An 18,740-nucleotide genomic window follows, 5' to 3' on the forward strand; every position below is an offset into this window, starting at 1 on the left:
AGAGTGAACCATGAGTACTGCATATCGCGATTTCCACCTCCAGCCGATTGCCGGCGAGTGGCGCGAAGGCTCAAGCGGACGCACCACCGCGGTGACCAACCCCTATGATGGCAGTGAGCTACTGGATATCCGCCTGGCGGATCGCAGCGATCTGGATACCGCTTTCCTGGCGGCCGAGAAGGCCCAGGCCGCCTGGGCGGCGACCCCGCCTGCCGAGCGCAGCGTCGTGCTGCAGCGGGCGGTGGAGATCTTCGATGCCCGCAAGGAGGAGATCATTGACTGGCTGATCCGCGAGTCGGGCAGCACCCGCCTCAAGGCCAACGTCGAGTGGGGCGCGGCCCGTGGCATCACCCTGGAGGCCGCCAGCATGCCGGGGCGTGTGCACGGCATGACGCTCGCCTCCAACGTGCCGGGCAAGGAGAACCGTGTTTATCGCAAGCCGCTGGGCGTAGTGGGGGTGATCAGCCCCTGGAACTTCCCGCTGCACCTCTCCCAGCGCTCTATCGCCCCGGCGCTGGCGCTGGGCAACGCCGTGGTGGTCAAGCCGGCCAGCGACACCCCGGTGACCGGCGGCCTGCTGCTGGCCAGGATCTTCGAGGAGGCCGGCCTGCCCAAGGGGCTGCTCAGCGTGGTGGTGGGTGCCGGCAGCGAGATCGGCGATGCCTTCGTCGAGCATCGCGTGCCGCGGCTGATCTCCTTCACCGGTTCCACCCAGGTGGGGCGCGGCATCGGCCGCATCGCCAGCGGCGGGGAGCACATCAAGAAGGTCTCTCTGGAGCTGGGCGGCAACAGCCCCTTCGTGGTGCTGGATGACGCCGATATCGAGCAGGCGGTGAATGCCGCGGCCATGGGCAAGTTCCTGCACCAGGGCCAGATCTGCATGGCGGTCAACCGCATCATCGTCGCCGAATCTCTCTATGACGCCTTCGTCGAGCGCTTCGTGGAGAAGGTCAAGGGACTCAAGGTGGGTGACCCCGACGACATGGCCACCGTGGTGGGTCCGGTAATCAACGCCAAGCAGCGTGAGGGACTCGAGGAGAAGATCGCCACCGCCAGGCAGGAGGGCGCGACCGTGCTTCTCGATGGCGAGATCGAGGGCCAGCTGGTGCCGCCCCATGTGTTCGGCGATGTAACTCCCGACATGGAGATCAGCCGCGAGGAGATCTTCGGCCCGCTGGTGGGCATCCAGAAGGCCCGCGATGAGGCCCACGCCCTGGAACTGGCCAACGGCACCGAGTACGGCCTCTCCAGCGCCGTGTTCAGCGGTGACCTGGAGCGCGGCGTGCGATTCGCCCAGGGCATCAAGGCGGGCATGACCCATGTGAACGACATGCCGGTCAACGACGAGGCCCACGTGCCCTTCGGTGGCGAGAAGAACTCCGGCCTGGGTCGCTTCAATGGTGACTGGGCCATCGATGAGTTCACCACCGACCACTGGATCAGCGTGCAGCACACGCCGCGTGGCTACCCCTTCTGAGTCGAACCGACGTCACGCCTGCCGTCCGCACCTTGCGGGCGGTGGGCAATACCAACAACAGAGACAAACCACGATGACTTTCACCCCTGAATTCGGGAATCACGGCATCCGGCTGGCGGCCGTGCTGGTCGCCGGCCTGGCTGCCACCCCCGCACTCGCCGTAAACGGCCACTATGTACCGGGCATCGAGGGGCTGAGCGCTGCCGCCGCGCCGCCCGAGGGCCTCTACTACCGCGCCTACCTGATGCGCTACGACATCGACAGCTTTCAGGATACCAAGGGTGATGCTGCGCCCGGCAGCAACACCGGCTCGGTCAACGCCCTGGCACATCGCTTCATCTGGATGACCGGCAAGACGTTCCTCGGGGCCGACTATGGTGTCGAGGCCATCATCCCGATGCTCGATGTCGAGCTTGACCTCGATGTCGCCGGCCAGAGCTTCGACGACTATGGCCTCGGCGATGTGTTCGTGGGCCCGGTAATCCTGGGCTGGCACGGCGAGCAGTGGGATGCCACCTTCGCCGCCGGCCACTGGTTCGATACCGCCGACTTCGACGCGACGAATTCGGCCTCGGTGGGCAAGGGCTACGGCACTACCATGCTGACACTCGGGGGCATGTGGCACCTCGATGCCGACAAGACCTGGAACGTCTCGGCGCTGTCGCGCTACGAGATCAAGACCGAGCAGGACCACTCCGGCATCACCCCCGGGGACAGCTGGCTGGTGGAGTGGGGCCTCGGCCATCGCCTGCAAAACGGCCTGGAGCTGGGGCTGGTGGGCTACGACGCCTGGCAGCTGGAGGCCGATGACGGCGCGGCGACCGGCGCCAAGGCCGAGCGTCATGCCATCGGCGCCGAGGCGGGCTATCTCTGGCCCACGGCCGGGGTGATGCTCAAGGGCGCCGTCTACCATGAGTATGATGCGCAAGGCGGTGGACTGAAGGGGCTCGAGAGCGAGGGCGACGCTATCCGCCTGCAGCTGACCAAGTTCCTGTGAGCTTTCCCGGCCGCCAACGGGTGGCGGCCGGGAGCGCGCCGCAGTGCTATCGTCCCCGCCGCTGGGCGGGGCTTTCGATTGAGGAGAGACACCATGCAGATTCAAGCGGCAGTCACTGCTGAGCAGGGAAGCGACTTCGAGTGGCAATCGGTCGAACTGGCTGAGCCTGCCTTGGGCGAGATTCGCGTGCGCATCGTGGCTACGGGGGTGTGCCACACCGATGCCGTGGCCCGGGACCTGGGCATCGCGCCCTTTCCCATCGTGCTGGGGCACGAGGGTGCTGGCGTGGTGGAGGCCCTCGGCGAGGGGGTGAGCGGGCTCGAGGTGGGGGACCACGTGGTGCTCTCCTTTGCCCATTGTGGCGGCTGTGGCCACTGCCTGACCGGCCATCCTACCGTCTGCGATACCTTCAACGAGCTCAACTTCGGCGGCGCCATGGATGACGGCAGCCACCGCCTGGCCCATGGCGATGAGTCACTGGCCACCTTCTTCGGCCAGTCCTCCTTTGCTACCCACGCCGTGGTCAGCGCCCGCAACGCGGTGAAGGTGGACCCCGAAGTGGACCTGGCGCTGCTGGGCCCGCTGGGCTGCGGCATCCAGACCGGGGCCGGCACCGTGCTCAATCGGCTCAAGCCCGAGTTCGGGTCGAGCCTGGTGGTCTACGGCTGTGGGGCCGTGGGGCTCTCCGCCATCATGGCGGCCAGCATCACCGGCTGTCGGCAGATCATTGCCGTGGATGTCCACGACAGCCGCCTCGAGCTGGCCAGGGAGCTGGGTGCCACCCACGTGATCAACGGCCAGCAGGAGGACACCGTCGAGCGGGTGCGCGAGATTACCGGTGGCGGTAGCCAGTTCGCCGTGGAGACTACCGGGGTACCGATAGTGGTCCGTCAGTCGCTGCAGGCGCTCAAGCCGCTGGGCGTCTCGGCCATCGTCGGCGTCACCCCCGAGGTGACCCTAGACGTGCACCACGACCTGATGGCCGAGGGCAAGTCGATGATCGGGGTGATCGAGGGCGACTCCGTGCCGCGGGTGTTCATCCCGCAGCTGGTGGCCTACTACAAGGAGGGGCGCTTCCCCTTCGACCGGCTGGTCAAGTTCTACGCCCCCGAGCAGATCAACCAGGCCTTCGAGGACTCGAAGAACGGCACCACCGTCAAGCCAGTGCTGAAGATCGCCGACTGATCCTGCGCTTGCGTCGTCACGAGGGGGCATCTGCCGAGGCAGCTTGCCCCCTTCTTCTATTCGGCGAACATCGCGAAGAGCAGGCCGCGCAGCCAGCGGTTTCCGGCGGCCCTCATCGGTCAGACTTACCAGCATCGAGCGGCGATCCTCGGGGTTGCGGCTGCGGTTTACCAGGCCGCATTCCTAGCGCACGACAGCACCTGCCGCCGCCAGCGGCGGGAGGGACAGGAGCCGGGAGAGCCGAAAGGCCAGCAGGATGCCCACCAGCGAGGCAGTGCCGGTCAGGGTCCAGGTCCATTGCCAGCCGCCTACCTGGGAGGCGAGCCACGCAACCAGGGGCGGGCCGGCGAACTGGCCGAAGGCCGACCACTGCTGCATCCAGCCGATGGTGGTGGAGACGGTGTGCTCGCTGGGTGCCAGGCGCACCGCCAGGGTGAACAGAGCACCCGGAATGACCCCGCTGACGGCGGAGAACATCAGCACGGCGGCGATTCGCAGGCCTGGCGCTTCGGCGGTTACCTCGCCGAATGCCAGGAAGGTGCCAAGGGCCGCGAACACGAAGCCGAGCCGGAGTAGCGAGGTGGGGGCCATGCCACGCTGCATCAGCTGGCCGGAGCCCAGGTTGCCGATGATATTGGTGGCAGCCACCAGGGCGGTCAGCGAGCCGGCGGCCCCCTCGCCTATACCGGCCTGCTTATAGATGGTTGGCAGGAAGCCGATCACCGCCAGCCACTGGCTTGAGTACATGGCAAAGCAAAGAGCGACCAGCCAGGGTCCCGGCGAGCCCAGCGTCAGGCCCAGTCGCGGGCGCCAGCCCTCGTCACTGCCGCCGGAGTGGGTTACGTCGCGGTGTCGATCCGCCGGCACCTTCCAACGCACTGCAAGCAGCATCAGCAGCGTCCAACCGGCCAGTGTCCACCACCATCCCTGCCAGCCCAGCCAGGTGATGACCCAGGGGCCGGTCAGCAGGGCGGTGCCGACCCCGAGCCCCATGAAGCAGCTCCACAGGGCCATGGCGCGGTGGAGGCGGTCTATCGATACCAGCTGACGGAGCAGGGCAGGAGCCGAGAGCACCACCAGCAGGAACCCCAGCCCCTCCAGGGCGCGGCACAAGAGCAGGAAGATGGGGGTCTCGGCAAAGCCACCCAGCAGGCTGGCTCCCGCCAGCAGGCCAAGGCCGAGGGTGATACCGCGCTTCAGGCCCAGGGTGTCCGTCGACAGGCCCACGATCAGCCCCAGGAACATGCCAGCCAACTGAACCAGTGAGACCAGGAAGCCGGCCTGGAGCAGGCTGATCTCGAGGGTCTCCTTGAGAACCGTCAGGGCCGGGGGCAGCTTGCCCACGTGCAGGGCAGCGGTGATGCCCGCCAGCACGACTACCAGGCTGGGTGGCACAGCGGGACGCGTCATGGGCGGATCCGGGAAGGGGGGGAATTGTCGTGTGATTATGTTTAGGAGCCTAAATAGATGGCCGGTGCCTGGCCACACCTGCTTTGGTCGAGAATGCCCTCCACCCGCGGCAGTTATGTGGCCGGCTGCGATGGCGCCCACAGCGTGGTGCGCGACTCCATTGGCCGCGTGCTCCTGGGCGGATGCCGGGGGGCTCGGTCAAGGGCATACACGACGTCACGTCAGGAATATGCGAATAATCCAACTTTTCTGGCATTTTGTCCTTGTCGAGACGTTTCCGTTCGTCGGGACTTGTGCGCATCACCGGCAGGCGCCCTATCCTAGACCAAGGTCCATTTTCCAGAACCGCAAGAGTCGGGTAGTTTGCTTATATCCCGAACGTGTATTCGGGATGCGAACGTTCGATAAGTCCATACAGCCAAGCCCATGACAACAATGCCCCGGAGGACTCCCATGAAACGCGTCCTGACCCGCTGCCTGCTGACCGCGTCCATCGCCGGCCTGACTGCCGCTTCCGCCGCCCAGGCTTCCACCACCCTGCGCATGGCGCACTTCTGGCCCGGCGCATCGGGGGTAAACCAGGATATCTTCGAGGAGTGGGCGGCCACTCTGGAGGAGGAGTCCGGTGGCGATCTCAAGGTGGAGATGTTCCCCTCCGGAACCCTGGCCAAGCCGGACTCCATCTACGAGGCGGCGGCCAACGGTATCGCCGACATCGGCGCCACCGCCCAGGGCTATACAGCGGGGCGCTTCCCGCTCTCGCAGATTGTCGAGCTGCCCGGGGTGGCCACCACGGCGACCCAGGGTGCCTGCGTGCTGCAGACCCTGTATGACGAGGGGCATCTGGAGAGCGAGTACGAGGACACCCGGCCGCTGTTCTTCTTCACCACCGGGCCGGGTGGCATCCACACCATCGACACCGACGTGCAGGTGCCGTCGGACCTCGAGGGGTTGCGCATCCGCCGCCCCACGGCGGTTGCCGGGGAAATGCTCGAAAACATGGGGGCGAGCCCCGTGGGCATGCCGGCGCCGGACATCTACACCTCCATGCAGCGCGGCGTGATCGACGGCCTGAGCTTCCCCTGGGAGGGGCTGAAAGGCTTCCGCATCAACGAGTTGGTCAGCTACCACACCGAGGTACCCTTCTATACGTTGATTTTCGTGGCCACCATGAACCAGCGCACCTATGACAGCCTGAGCCCCGAGCAGCAGGCGGTGATCGATGCCAACTCCGGCATGCAGTGGGCCGGGAATGCCGGTGAGGTGTTTGATCGTCTGGACGTGGAAGGCAAGCAGGAGGCTCAGGATGCCGGCCACACCATCCGCGAGATCGAGGAACCGCTTTCGCATCCGGACTGGCAGAAGCCGCTTCAGGATGGCATCGACAGCTACCTGGCCGAGCTCGAGGAGCGTGGCCTGCCGGGGCGTGAGGTCTACGAGGCGGCACTGGCGGCCAGTGCGTCCTGCGCCGACGGGCAGGGGTAAGACGGTATGCAGTCCACCCTGGAAAGGGCCAGCCACTGGCTGGCCCTTGTCTGTCGCATCGTTGCCGGCCTCGCCTTGATGGCGTTGCTGGGCGTGACCATCGCCGATGTCGTTACCCGCTATCTCTACCGGATCACCGAGGGGGCCATCGCCCTGCGTGTCTCCGGCAGCGTGGAGCTGGTCAGCTACCTGATGCTCTGTTCCCTGCTGGCCGCCATGGCGGCCAACATCGAGAAGAGTCAGGTAGTGGTGGAGGCCTTCTCCCATGGACTCTCGCCCAATCTCAAGAGCCGCCTTCACGGCGTCTACCTGCTGGGCTTTGCGGCCCTGGGGCTGGTGCTGTTCCTGGGGCTGCTGGACTCTGCCTCCGCGGCCGCACGGCATGGTGAGGTGACCCAGGACCTGCGGATGCCCATGGGGCCCATCTATTACGCCGCCGCCGTGCTCAGCCTGCTGCTGGGGCTGCGCAGCCTGCTGCATGCCGTGCTGAGCGCGGTCTTCGCTGCTGACCAGGAGGCCGCCCATGGGGAGTGAGATGATCGGGGCCATCGGCCTGGGCGCACTGCTGCTGCTGATGGTGCTGCGGGTGCCGGTAGCCCTGGCCATGCTGGTCGTCGGGGTGGTGGGTTTCGCCCAGGTGATCAGCTGGGGCGCGGCAATCGCCCAGCTCAAGACCGTGCCGGTGGAGGTGCTCTCCAACTACAGCTTCAGCGCCGTGCCGATGTTCATCCTGATGGGGGTGCTGGCGGCCCACTCCGGCATGGCCGGCAAGCTGTTCCACTCCACTCGGGTGATCTGCGGCGGCTGGAAGGGCGGCCTGGCCATCGCCGCGGTGGGCTCCTGCGGGATCTTCTCGGCGATTTCCGGCTCGTCGCTGGCCACTGCCAGCACCATGACCCGGGTCGCCCTGCCGGAGATGGAACGCTACGGCTACAACCGGGGCCTGGCCACCGGCGCACTGGCCGCCGGGGGCACCCTGGGGATCATGATCCCGCCCTCCATCGCGCTGCTGATCTACGCCATCCTCACCGAGCAGTCGGTGGGCGACATGTTCATGGCCGGCCTGGTGCCTGGCCTGCTGGGGCTGGTGATGTATGCACTGACGGTCAGCGTGGTGATGCGCGTGAAGCCCTCGCTTGCCGTGGCCGGCGAGCCGACGCCATGGAAGCAGAAGCTGGCCTCGCTCTCGGGGCTGGTTCCGTTCTTCGCGGTCTTCCTGGTGATGATCCTGGGGATCTACTTCGGCGCCTTCACCCCCACCGAGGGGGCCAGCGTCGGTGCCTTCGCCACCCTGCTCTATGCCCTGGCCAAGGGCATGCGCGGTGCCGAACTGTGGCGCAGCGTGCAGGAGACCCTGGCGCTCTCCAGTGTGGTGTTCTTCATGCTGGTGGGGGCCGAGACCCTGGGCTACTTCATCTCGGTGTCGCGGATCTCGTTTTCCATCACCGACTTCCTCTACGGCATGGAGCTCTCGCCCATGGTCGTGGTGCTGTGCATCCTGCTGCTCTACTTCGTGCTGGGGATGTTCATGGATGCGATCGCCATGCTGGTGATCACGGTGCCGGTGGTATTCCCGATCATCCAGTCGCTGGGTATCGATCCCGTGTGGTTCGGCATCATCACCGTGCTGACAGTGGAGCTGGGCCTGATCACGCCGCCGGTGGGAATGAATGTTTTCGTGATCAAGGCGATGGCGCCCCACGTGGGGCTGGGCGAGATCTTCAAGGGCGTGGCGCCCTTTATCGTCTCGGACTTCGTGCGCCTGGCCCTGCTGATCGCCTTCCCGGTGCTCACTACCCTGTTCCTGCTCTGATCCGGTGGCAGGTCGTCATGATGTCGAGGGTATGGCATAACTCTATAGTTATAGGGGTGTGTGAAATCCTCATTTGGCAACGGGGTTGTGCAGCACCATCCTTGAGTCAGTGAAACTCGCTTGGCGACCGGCTCCGCCGGTATGACCGGCCCGGAGGTGTGACATGAATGACAAACAGACCGAACGTCAGGGCTGGCTGGCGCGTCTCGAGCAGCGTCTCTTCGAGGCCAGCATTCCCCAGGTGGTGCAAGGCATCCGCAACGAGGCCAGTGTCGACTTCCGGGAGCTGGTGCGCGATCTGAACGCGCCGATGGCGCCGGCCTTCGAGCGAGAGGTCTCGCGGACCCTGAACCGCGGAGCCGCGAGCGACCTGATTCCCGCCGTGACCCTGATGCCCGCCATGATGGAGCGTTTCGGGCTTGGTCGAGAGGACTTCCCTGCCAATGAGGCGGGGCTCTTCGCGGAGCTTGAGACCGTCTGCAACCACTGCCCGGTCGTGGGGCGCTGCTGGAGGGCGATGCGCGCCGGTGATGCCCGGGAGACCTGCCGTGGCTTCTGCCCCAACGCCCAGGCGTTCGAGGACAAGTCGCTGGAAGCGGCTGGCTGAGCGAAGACTCCCAGTGAAAAGCGCCCCCGCAAGCGAAGGCTTGCGGGGGCGCTGCCGTTTCGGGGCGTCTTTCGTGGTGTTGGCACGCGGCTATGCGTCGGGCTGACGTCGGCGGAAGTCTCGGGGAGCGAGTCCGGTCAAGCGCTTGAAGAAGCGCGTGAAGTAGGCGGGTTCCGAGAATCCCAGGCTGTCGGCCACCTGGCCGACGGTCATGTTGGTATAGGTGAGCTGTCGCTTGGCCTCGAGTAGCAGGCGCTCATGCAGCAGCTGCAGGGCGCTGCGGTTGGCCAGGCGCCGGCAGAGCAGGTTGAGGTGAGCGCTGGTCATGCCCAGCTGTTCGGCGAATTTCTCGATACTGGGCTGCTGACGAAACTGCTTCTCGATCAGTGCCTGGTAGTTCTGCAGGTGGATCAGTCCTCGCCCTTGGGGCCGGGGGGCTCTCGCGCTGCCGGCGTTGGTCTGCCGCACGGTCAGACGGGAGAGCTCGATGAACAGCGCCTCGGTGAACGCCTCCAGGATGCGTTCGCGGCCGGGTGCAGGGTGGCAATACTCCTCTCCCAGCTGGTCCACCAGGGTCGCGATGCGCCGGGCCGGTCGGGCGGCATCCAGAGGGTAGGCGGTGGCCAGTGACATCGCTCCCGCCTGGGCACCCAGACGCTCCTCCAGTCGTTCGGCCAGGGGGCTTGCCAGGGTGATGATATGGCCCTGGGTGTCCGGCGTGAAGTGGAAGCCATGGATGCTCATGGCGGGCACCACGATGATCAGCGGGGCCTCATGGGAGCGCTGGCTGCCCTCCAGTTCCAGGCTGACGCGGCCGGCAGAGAGGTGGAGCAGGTGCAGCAGGTCGGTATGACGATGGGGCTGGATCTTCCAGTCGTGGAGCCGGCTGCGTTCGGGGATCGACTCCCAGTGAAGCAGGTCCGGCGTCGGCCAGTGGTGCGTCTCGCCATACAGCTTGAAGACGGGAACGGCGTCGGTGGACATGGGAGCTCCGCTAGCACTTTCGACTAAAGTCGGTCAATGATATTGGGATTATCCAGGTAACGCTGCCAATATTGCCTTATTGCGGGATCGATTTCAGTGAAAAATACAATCCACATAGCGAACAGATGTTCACTCTGTTGCCTTACCCCGACAGATAACAACGGAGTCTCCCCATGAAGACACAGGTCGCGATCATCGGCGCCGGCCCTTCGGGCCTGCTACTCGGCCAGCTGTTGAGCCGCCAGGGCATCGACAATGTCATCCTCGAGCGCAAGTCCGGCGAGTATGTGCTCAGCCGCATTCGGGCGGGCGTGCTGGAACAGGGCATGGTCGATCTGCTGCGTGAGGCGGGTGTCGACAAGCGCATGGACGATGAGGGCGAAGTCCACGATGGCGTGGAGCTGGCCCTGGACAACCGGCGCGTGCGCGTCGATCTCGCCGGGCTGACCGGCGGCAAGACCGTGATGGTCTACGGCCAGACCGAGGTGACCCGCGACCTGATGGAGGCCCGCGAGGCGACCGGTGGCACCACCATCTACGAGGCCGACAACGTTCAGCCCCACGACCTCGAGAGCGATAGCCCCTATATCACCTTCGAGAAGGATGGCGAGACGCACCGTCTCGACTGCGACTATGTGGCCGGCTGTGATGGCTTCCACGGTATCTCGCGCAAGTCGATCCCCGAAGGGCGCATCAAGGAGTTCGAGAAGGTCTATCCCTTCGGCTGGCTCGGCCTGCTCTCCGACACCCCGCCGGTAGCCGACGAACTGATCTATGCCAGGCACGAGCGTGGTTTTGCCCTGTGCAGCATGCGTTCGTCGACCCGCAGCCGCTACTACATCCAGGTGGGGCTGGACGAGAAGGTCGAGGAGTGGTCCGACGAGCGCTTCTGGGAGGAGCTCAAGCGGCGCATCCCCGATGAGGTGGCCGAGAAGCTGGTCACCGGTCCCTCCATCGAGAAGAGCATCGCCCCGCTGCGCAGCTTCGTGGTCGAGCCGATGCAGTACGGGCGGCTGTTCCTGGTCGGCGACGCCGCCCATATCGTGCCGCCCACCGGCGCCAAGGGCCTCAATCTGGCGGCCAGCGACGTCAACACCCTCTACCGGCTGATGGTGAAGGTCTATCAGGAGGGGCGTACCGACCTGATCCCGAACTACTCCGAGACCTGTCTCAAGCGGATCTGGAAGGCCGAGCGCTTCTCCTGGTGGATGACCTCCATGCTGCACAAGTTCTCCGAGGAGGAAGACTTCAACACGCGCATGCAGCAGGCGGAGCTGGACTACGTGACAAGCTCCGAGGCGGGGCTGACCACCATCGCCGAAAACTACGTGGGGCTGCCCTACGAGTCGCTCGAGTAGGCCGCACGCCAGTCGTGGACCTTCAGCGACGCCCCGGATCCGCCAGCGGCGGGTCCGGGGCGTCGTCGATTCAGGGGTAGCGTCCGCTGCGACGGTTCTCCACCAGTACCTCGAGAATGCGGAACGCCTCCTGCATGACCGGGGAGAGGGCCTCTCCGCGGCGGCGACTGCAGATCACCGGTGAGGTGAGGCTTGGATCGGCCAGGTAGACGTAGGAGATGCCGTCGCGCTGCACGCGCCTGACCTGTTCCGGCACCAGGGTGATCCCCACCTCCGAGGCGACCAGCCCCAGCGCCGTCTGCAGTTCGTTGGCCTCCTGCACCACCTCCACCTTGAGCGCCTTGCGGCGGAATAGCCCCAGCACCATGTCGGCCATGCTCGGCCGCGGCCTGGCGGGAAACAGGATCAGCGGGTAGCAGGCCAGCTCCTCGAGGGTGGGGGTGGTCCCCTCCAGCGGGTGCCCGCTGGGCAGGGCGGCGATCAGCGGCTCGTCGAACAACACCTCCTGCTCCACGTCCGGGTCGTCGATGCGCAGGCGACCGAAGCCTAGGTCGATGCGTCCCGCCTTCAGCGCCTGGATCTGCTGCACCGTGGTCAGCTCGGCCAGGGTCATCTCGACATCATCCTTTTGTCGTAAATCGCGTACCAGCAGCGGGAGCTGCCCGTAGAACACCGAGGGCACGAAGCCGATGCCGAACAGGCTGCGGCGGCTTCGGGCCATGCGCCGGGTCGACTCCAGTGTGACATCCACCTTCTCGAGTATCTGCAGGGCGTGCTGGTGGAAGAACTGGCCGGTGGGGGTCAGGCGCAGTCCGCGGGTACTCCTTTCGAACAGCTCGGCGCCGACTTCGTTTTCCAACTGCTTGATCTGTCTTGATAAAGGCGGCTGAGACATATGCAGTCGTTCGGCCGCGGCCGTCAGGTTGAGGGTCTCGGCAACGGTGCAGAAGTACCTGAGGTGGCGGAACTCCATGATACCTCCAGGGTATGGCTGGTCACCCAAACAATATTGGTTGCGGATTTCCACTGCAATCAAACTGCCATGCAATTACCGAACTGCCCTGCATCGAGAGTTGCCATGACCGCTACTATCCAGTCCATCGAGACGCTGCTGGTCGACCTGCCGACCATCCGTCCCCACAAGCTCTCCATGACCACCATGGCCTGCCAGACCATGGTGATCGTGCGCATGCGCCACTCCGACGGCATCGAGGGTCTGGGCGAGGGCACCACCATCGGCGGACTGGCCTACGGCCCGGAGAGCCCCGAGAGCATCAAGCGCAATATCGATACCTACCTGGCGCCGCTGCTGATCGGCCAGCCTTCCGCCAACGTCAACGCCCTGCGCGCCCGGCTCAACCGCAACGCTCGCGGCAACATGATCGCCAAGTCGGCGCTTGAGACCGCGCTGCTTGACGCCCAGGGCAAGCGCCTGGGCCTCAGCGTGGCTGAGCTGCTGGGCGGCGCCCGCCAGACCCACCTGCCGGTGCTCTGGACCCTGGCCAGCGGTGATACCGCCAAGGATATCGATGAGGCCCTGCTGCGCCTTGAACAGCGTCGTCACTGCGACTTCAAGTTGAAGATCGGTGCCAATCCGGTGGACCAGGACGTGCGCCATGTGGCCGCCATCAAGGAGGCCCTGGGCGATCGCGCCAGTGTGCGTGTCGACGTCAACCAGGCCTGGGATGAGTCCACCGCCGTATATGGCATCCAGGCCCTGCAGGACGCCGGCATCGAGCTGATCGAGCAGGCCATCCCGGCGCGCGAGCATGCCGGCCTGATCCGGCTGGCCGACCGCTTCAACGTGCCGATGCTCGCCGACGAGGCGGTGCAGGATGCCCGCGACGGCCTCGACCTGGTCCGGGGGGGCTTCAGCGGCGCCTTCGCGCTGAAGATCGCCAAGTCCGGCGGTGTACTCGGCGTACTGGAGCTGGCCCACGTGGCCCAGGCTGCCGGCATCGGCCTCTACGGCGGCACCCTGCTCGAGGGCACCATCGGCACCGCCGCCTCCCTGCATGCCTGGGCGACACTGCCGGAGATGGCCTGGGGTACCGAGATGTTCGGCCCGCTGCTGCTCAAGGACGACATCGTCGTCGAGCCGCTGGCCTATCGCGAGTTCGGCGTGGAACTGCCCAAGGGGCCGGGGCTGGGTATCACGCTAGACGAAGACAAGCTGGCCCACTATTCCCGCAAGAGCTGAGTCCCAGAGAACCGAGTCCCGCAAGCACGTCGGTGTGCTTGCGCTGAAGAGGAGAACGTCATGCTGTTTCAGGTGGAAATGACCGTCAAGCTGCCGCCGTCGATGCCGGCCGAGCAGGCCGCCGAGATCAAGGCGACCGAGAAGGCCTACTCACAGGAGCTGCAGCGCTCCGGCAAGTGGCGCCACCTGTGGCGCGTGGCCGGCAGCTACTCGAACGTCAGCATCTTCGACGTCGAGGACAACGCCGAGCTTCAGGAGCTGGTCAGCAACCTGCCGCTCTTTCCCTACATGGAGATCAGCGTCAAGCCGCTGTGTCGTCACCCGTCCTCCGTGCGCGAGGACGACTCCTGAGTCACGGATGAAGCCAGTCAGTTCCGTCTAGCGGAACACAACCATATAACGAACGAGGATAACCGACCATGACCGTGAAGATTTTCGATACCCCCGAGGTTCAGGACTTCCTGAAGACCATCGCCGGCTTCGACCAGGAGGGTGGCAACGAGCGCGCCAAGCAGATCGTCCATCGCCTGATCTCCGACCTGTTCAAGCTGATCGACGATTTCGACGTCAGCGAGGAGGAGTACTGGTCCGCCGTCAATCTGCTCAACGCCCTGGGCAGCCAGACCCAGTTCGGCCTGCTCTCCCCGGGCCTGGGCTTCGACCACTTCCTCGACATGCGTCAGGACGCCATCGACGCCGAGGCCCAGCGTACCGGCGGCACCCCGCGCACCATCGAGGGTCCGCTCTACGTGGCCGGCGCCCCGGAAGCCGAGGGCTTCGCGCGCATGGACGACGGCCAGGACCAGGACGGCGAAGCCATGTGGCTGACCGGCCAGGTGCGTGATGTCGACGGCACCCCGATTGCCGGCGCCAAGGTCGAGATCTGGCATGCCAACTCCAAGGGCGGCTACTCCTTCTTCGACCAGACCCAGAGCGAGTACAACCTGCGCCGCACCATCTACACCGACAGCGAAGGTCGCTACACCGCGCGCAGCATCATCCCGTCCGGCTACGGCGTGCCGGAAGGTGCTCCCACCGACGTGGTGCTCAAGTCCCTGGGCCGCCACGGCGAGCGTCCGGCGCACATCCACTACTTTGTCTCCGCACCGGGTCACCAGCACCTGACCACCCAGATCAACCTGGCCGGCGACCCCTACACCTTTGATGACTTCGCCTTTGCGACCCGCGAGGAGCTGGTGGTGCCGGCCAAGCGCATCGAGGAGCAGGACGAGATCGCCAAGCGCGAGATGGACGGTCCCTTCTCCGAGGTGGTGTTCGACGTCGAGCTGTCCAAGACCGACAAGGCCGAGCTGCAGACTCGCCATGCCCGTCCGCGCGCCAAGGAAGACGAGCAGGACCAGGCCAGCCAACTGGCAGGTACCGCCAAGGTCTGATCGGCAGGCCATCCCTTGATGACGGCGGGCCACCCCCTGGGCCCGCCGGACCAATACGACAAGATACCGAGGATATGGATCATGACCAGCAAGCTTGATCAACTCGAGGAGCGCGTCCGGGGCGCCGTCCAGGACGATGCCGAGAAGGGCATCTTCCGCTGCCATCGCAGCATGTTCACCGACCCGGCCTTCTTCGAACTGGAGATGAAGCACGTCTTCGAAGGCAACTGGCTGTTCCTGGCCCATGAGAGCCAGATCGCCGAGCCGGGCGACTTCATGACTGTGACCATGGGCCGCCAGCCGGTGGTCATCACCCGCGACAAGCAGGGTGAGCTGCACGGCCTGATCAACGCCTGTGCCCACCGTGGCGCCACCCTGTGCCGCAAGAAGCGTGGCAACAAGGGCACCTTCACCTGCCCCTTCCATGGCTGGACCTTCAAGAACGACGGCAAGCTGCTCAAGGCCAAGAACGAGAAGGCTGGTGCCTACCCGGATGGTTTCAAGAAGGACGGCTCCCATGACCTCAAGCGCCTGCCGCGCTTCGAGAACTACAAGGGCTTCCTGTTCGGCAGTCTGAGCGATGACGTCAAGCCGCTCGAAGAGTATCTGGGTGAGACCACCAAGATCATCGACAACATCGTCGATCAGGCCCCGGAAGGCCTGGAGATCCTGCGTGGCACCTCGTCCTACACCTTCAACGGCAACTGGAAGCTGGGGGCCGAGAACGGCGCCGATGGCTACCACGTCAGCTCCGTGCACTGGAACTATGCCTCCACCATGGATCGCCGCAACTACGACGCCGGCGGCACCAAGGCGGTGGACGCCGATGGCTGGTCCAAGAGCCAGGGTGGCTTCTACTCCTACGAGAACGGCCACATGCTGCTGTGGACCCGGCTGCTCAACCCCGAGGTGCGTCCGGTCTACCAGCAGAAGGAGTGGATCGAGAAGGAATTCGGCGAGGCGCGTGCCGATTCCATCGTCAACCAGACCCGCAACCTCTGCCTCTACCCCAACGTCTACCTGATGGACCAGTTCTCCACGCAGATTCGTGTGATTCGACCGATTTCCGTGGATAAGAGCGAAGTCACCATCTATTGCTTCGCGCCCAAGGGCGAGTCGGCCGAGAACCGCCGCTTGCGTATCCGTCAGTACGAAGACTTCTTCAACGTCTCGGGCATGGGCACGCCGGATGACCTGGAAGAGTTTCGCAGCTGCCAGGAAGGCTACAACGGGTCGCTGGCCGAGTGGAACGACCTCTCTCGCGGTGCCAAGCAGTGGATCGAGGGCGCCGACGAGAACGCCCAGGCGATCGGCATGAAGCCGCTGCTCAGCGGTGCCTCACCCGAGGACGAGGGCCTCTATGTGCTGCACCACAAGCACTGGGTCGAGGAGATGCTGCGCGCCATCGAGAAAGAGCGCAGCCAGTTTATCGCCACCGCGTCCGCCTAAGGGGAGCATCGCCATGAGCATCAGTTATCAGGATATCCAGGCCTTTCTGTACCGCGAGGCACGCCTGCTCGACGAACGCCAGTGGGACGAGTGGCTGGAGTGCTACCACAAGGACGTCGAGTTCTGGATGCCGTCCTGGGACGACAACGACCGGCTGACCGAGGACCCGCAGTCCGAGATCTCGCTGATCTACTACCCCAACCGCGAGGGTCTCGAGGACCGGGTCTACCGGATCAAGACCGAGCGCAGCAGCGCCACCCTCCCGGAGCCACGCACCACGCACCAGGTCAGCAACATCGAGGTGCTGAATCAGGAAGGGGACAAGCTGGAGCTGCGCTTCAACTGGCACACGCTGGGCCACGTCTACAAGACGAACTTCAGCTACTTCGGGACCGCCTTCTATACGTTGGACGTGTCGGGAGAGCAGCCGCTGATCACGCGCAAGGTGGTGCAACTCAATAACGACTATATCCATCAGGTCATCGATATCTATCACATCTGACCCGGTGCGGGAGGAGATTCGACCATGAGCTATACCATTGCCCTCAACTTCGAGGACGGCGTCACCCGATTCATCGGCTGCAAGGAAGGTGAAACGGTCCTCGATGCGGCCTACCGGCAGAAGGTCAACCTGCCCATGGACTGCTCCGACGGTGTCTGTGGCACCTGCAAGGGGCACTGCGAGCAGGGTGAATTCGACATGGGCGACGAGTACATCGAGGAGGCGCTCTCCGACGAGGAGGCTGTCGAGGGTCAGGTCCTGACCTGCCAGATGGTGCCTTCCTCGGACTGTGTCATCCAGATACCCGTCGCCTCGACCGTGTGCAAGACGGCGGTAGGCAAGGTCGATGGCACGGTAGCCGCGGTCGAGCAACTCTCCGAGGACAGCATCGAGCTGGTGGTGGATCTGGACGATGGCGCCGAGCTCAGCTTCCTGCCCGGCCAGTACGTGCATATCGACGTGCCGGGCACCGAGGTGCATCGCTCCTACTCGTTCAGCTCCCTGCCGGGCGAGAAGCGTGCGACCTTCCTGATCCGCAATATCCCCAATGGCGTGATGAGCAGCTACCTCGGCGAGCGTGCCGCGGTGGGTGATCGCCTGGTACTGACCGGCCCCATGGGCAGCTTCTATATCCGTGACGTCACCCGTCCGGTGCTGATGCTGGCCGGTGGCACCGGCCTGGCTCCCTTCCTCTCCATGCTTGCCCAGCTGGTCGAGAAGGGCTGTGAGGCGCCGATTCACCTGATCTACGGTGTCAACAAGGATGACCATCTGGTCAAGGTGGATGCCCTGGAGGCCTTCGCCGGGAAGCTTCCCAACTTCACCTACTCCACTGTGGTGGTGGACGAGGCCAGCGAGCATCCGCGCAAGGGCTATGTGACCCACCATATGGATGCCGAGGTGATGCACGATGGTGACGTCGACGTCTACTTGTGCGGTCCGCCTCCCATGGTCGATGCGGTGCTCAAGCACTTCGACGCCCAGGGCATCGTGCCGCAGAGCTTCCACTACGAGAAGTTCACGCCCAACGAGGCGGGGAGCAAGGCATGAGTCGCCTCACCGACGGTCGTTTCAACGGCAAGGTCATGGTGATCACCGGTGCCGCCCAGGGGATCGGGCGGCGGGTCGCCGAGCGAGCCGCCGCCGAGGGCGCACGCCTGGCGCTGGTGGATCGCGCCGATCTCGTTCAGGAGGTGGTGGCTGGCCTGGTGGAGCAGGGCGTTGACGCCATTGCGCTGCAGGCTGACCTGGAGACCTGGGAGGGTGCCGCCGAGGTGATGGCGAAAAGCGTCGAGCACTTCGGGCGGATCGATATCCTGATCAACAACGTGGGCGGGGCGATCAACTTCAAGCCGTTCACCGAGTTCAGCGCTACCGAGATCTCGGCCGAGATCACCCGTTCGCTGATGCCGACCCTGTGGTGCTGCCGTGCGGTGCTGCCGACCATGGTGGAGCAGGGTAGTGGTGTCATCGTCAACGTGTCGTCTGCCGCGACTCGCGGGATCCATCGCATCCCCTATTCGGCGGCCAAGGGCGGCGTCAACGCCATGACCGCCTCGCTGGCCTTCGAGTATGCCGAGCATGGTATTCGCGTGGTGGCCACCGCTCCCGGCGGCACCGAGGCGCCGCCCCGGAAGATTTCCCGGGGCACGCCGGAGCCGCGCAACGAGACCGAGCTGGCGTGGTTCCAGGCGCATATCGACCAGACCAGGCAGAGCTGCCTGTTCGGCCGCTACGGCACCCTGGACGAGATGGCCGCACCGATCCTGTTCATGGCCTCCGACGATGCCAGCTACATCACCGGCAGCGTGCTGCCGGTGGCCGGTGGTGACCAGGGCTGATACGGAACAGAAGGGCGGCCCGATGGGCCGCCCTTTCA

At 65.1% G+C, this 18,740-nt stretch carries 18 protein-coding genes; 15 read left to right on the plus strand and 3 right to left on the minus strand.

Going from position 1 to position 18,740, the window contains the following annotated elements:
- The first annotated feature begins 10 nt into the window (after positions 1 to 10).
- The 3 genes from ACJ7IV_RS02605 to ACJ7IV_RS02615 all read left to right on the plus strand — a co-directional run bounded on the left by ACJ7IV_RS02605 (position 11) and on the right by ACJ7IV_RS02615 (position 3,659).
- Positions 11 to 1,477, plus strand: coding sequence for an aldehyde dehydrogenase family protein (locus tag ACJ7IV_RS02605; RefSeq protein WP_483865631.1), 1,467 nt, complete (start codon positions 11 to 13; stop codon positions 1,475 to 1,477).
- A 73-nt stretch (positions 1,478 to 1,550) separates the two neighbouring features.
- Positions 1,551 to 2,474, plus strand: a complete 924-nt coding sequence (locus ACJ7IV_RS02610) for a SphA family protein (RefSeq protein ID WP_483865632.1) — start codon at positions 1,551 to 1,553, stop codon at positions 2,472 to 2,474.
- Between the two features lie 93 nt (positions 2,475 to 2,567).
- Entirely contained in the window at positions 2,568 to 3,659 is a 1,092-nt protein-coding gene (locus ACJ7IV_RS02615) for an NAD(P)-dependent alcohol dehydrogenase (protein ID WP_483865633.1), read from the plus strand.
- A gap of 183 nt (positions 3,660 to 3,842) precedes the next feature.
- Here the strand turns inward: ACJ7IV_RS02615 and ACJ7IV_RS02620 are convergent, their stop codons facing one another.
- Complete coding sequence (locus tag ACJ7IV_RS02620) at positions 3,843 to 5,069, minus strand: MFS transporter (RefSeq protein ID WP_483865634.1); 1,227 nt, start codon at positions 5,067 to 5,069, stop codon at positions 3,843 to 3,845.
- 453 nt (positions 5,070 to 5,522) lie between these two features.
- Here ACJ7IV_RS02620 and ACJ7IV_RS02625 point away from each other — a divergent pair, with 453 nt between their 5' ends.
- The 4 genes from ACJ7IV_RS02625 (at position 5,523) to ACJ7IV_RS02640 (ending at position 8,974) form a co-directional block, all read left to right on the plus strand.
- Entirely contained in the window at positions 5,523 to 6,554 is a 1,032-nt protein-coding gene (locus tag ACJ7IV_RS02625) for a TRAP transporter substrate-binding protein (RefSeq protein WP_483865635.1), read from the plus strand.
- Between the two features lie 6 nt (positions 6,555 to 6,560).
- The gene (locus ACJ7IV_RS02630) at positions 6,561 to 7,088 is read left to right on the plus strand and encodes a TRAP transporter small permease (RefSeq protein WP_483865636.1); all 528 of its coding nucleotides are present in this window, start codon (positions 6,561 to 6,563) and stop codon (positions 7,086 to 7,088) included.
- On the plus strand, positions 7,078 to 8,367 hold the full coding sequence (locus ACJ7IV_RS02635; protein ID WP_483865637.1) for a TRAP transporter large permease: 1,290 nt from the start codon (positions 7,078 to 7,080) through the stop codon (positions 8,365 to 8,367). Before ACJ7IV_RS02630 ends, ACJ7IV_RS02635 begins: the two co-directional genes overlap by 11 nt.
- Before the next feature lie 163 nt (positions 8,368 to 8,530).
- Positions 8,531 to 8,974, plus strand: a complete 444-nt coding sequence (locus ACJ7IV_RS02640; protein WP_483865638.1) for a hypothetical protein — start codon at positions 8,531 to 8,533, stop codon at positions 8,972 to 8,974.
- 90 nt (positions 8,975 to 9,064) lie between these two features.
- Here ACJ7IV_RS02640 and ACJ7IV_RS02645 read toward each other — a convergent pair whose 3' ends face one another.
- Entirely contained in the window at positions 9,065 to 9,958 is an 894-nt protein-coding gene (locus tag ACJ7IV_RS02645; RefSeq protein WP_483865639.1) for a helix-turn-helix domain-containing protein, read from the minus strand.
- Between the two features lie 173 nt (positions 9,959 to 10,131).
- Between ACJ7IV_RS02645 and pobA the strand changes: the two genes are divergently transcribed.
- On the plus strand, positions 10,132 to 11,316 hold the full coding sequence (pobA, locus tag ACJ7IV_RS02650; RefSeq protein ID WP_483865640.1) for a 4-hydroxybenzoate 3-monooxygenase: 1,185 nt from the start codon (positions 10,132 to 10,134) through the stop codon (positions 11,314 to 11,316).
- Between the two features lie 70 nt (positions 11,317 to 11,386).
- Here pobA and ACJ7IV_RS02655 read toward each other — a convergent pair whose 3' ends face one another.
- Positions 11,387 to 12,289: a LysR family transcriptional regulator gene (locus tag ACJ7IV_RS02655; RefSeq protein ID WP_483865641.1), complete on the minus strand. Its 903-nt coding sequence runs from the start codon at positions 12,287 to 12,289 to the stop codon at positions 11,387 to 11,389.
- A gap of 105 nt (positions 12,290 to 12,394) precedes the next feature.
- Between ACJ7IV_RS02655 and ACJ7IV_RS02660 the strand changes: the two genes are divergently transcribed.
- From ACJ7IV_RS02660 to benD, 7 genes are all read left to right on the plus strand, one after another.
- A complete protein-coding gene (locus tag ACJ7IV_RS02660) occupies positions 12,395 to 13,516 on the plus strand; it encodes a muconate/chloromuconate family cycloisomerase (protein ID WP_483865642.1) in 1,122 nt (373 codons plus the stop codon).
- A gap of 60 nt (positions 13,517 to 13,576) precedes the next feature.
- Positions 13,577 to 13,867: a muconolactone Delta-isomerase gene (catC, locus tag ACJ7IV_RS02665; protein ID WP_023007444.1), complete on the plus strand. Its 291-nt coding sequence runs from the start codon at positions 13,577 to 13,579 to the stop codon at positions 13,865 to 13,867.
- 68 nt (positions 13,868 to 13,935) lie between these two features.
- On the plus strand, positions 13,936 to 14,910 hold the full coding sequence (catA, locus tag ACJ7IV_RS02670; RefSeq protein ID WP_483865643.1) for a catechol 1,2-dioxygenase: 975 nt from the start codon (positions 13,936 to 13,938) through the stop codon (positions 14,908 to 14,910).
- 81 nt (positions 14,911 to 14,991) lie between these two features.
- The gene (locus ACJ7IV_RS02675; protein ID WP_483865644.1) at positions 14,992 to 16,359 is read left to right on the plus strand and encodes a Rieske 2Fe-2S domain-containing protein; all 1,368 of its coding nucleotides are present in this window, start codon (positions 14,992 to 14,994) and stop codon (positions 16,357 to 16,359) included.
- A 13-nt stretch (positions 16,360 to 16,372) separates the two neighbouring features.
- Complete coding sequence (benB, locus tag ACJ7IV_RS02680; protein ID WP_232912466.1) at positions 16,373 to 16,861, plus strand: benzoate 1,2-dioxygenase small subunit; 489 nt, start codon at positions 16,373 to 16,375, stop codon at positions 16,859 to 16,861.
- A gap of 24 nt (positions 16,862 to 16,885) precedes the next feature.
- Positions 16,886 to 17,911 (plus strand): benzoate 1,2-dioxygenase electron transfer component BenC, encoded by a 1,026-nt coding sequence (benC, locus tag ACJ7IV_RS02685; protein WP_483865645.1) that lies wholly within the window; start codon positions 16,886 to 16,888, stop codon positions 17,909 to 17,911.
- The gene (benD, locus tag ACJ7IV_RS02690; RefSeq protein ID WP_483865646.1) at positions 17,908 to 18,702 is read left to right on the plus strand and encodes a benzoate diol dehydrogenase BenD; all 795 of its coding nucleotides are present in this window, start codon (positions 17,908 to 17,910) and stop codon (positions 18,700 to 18,702) included. The genes benC and benD overlap by 4 nt, the downstream gene beginning before the upstream one ends.
- Positions 18,703 to 18,740 lie beyond the last annotated feature (38 nt).

The organism is Halomonas sp. C10-5 (assembly GCF_057169305.1).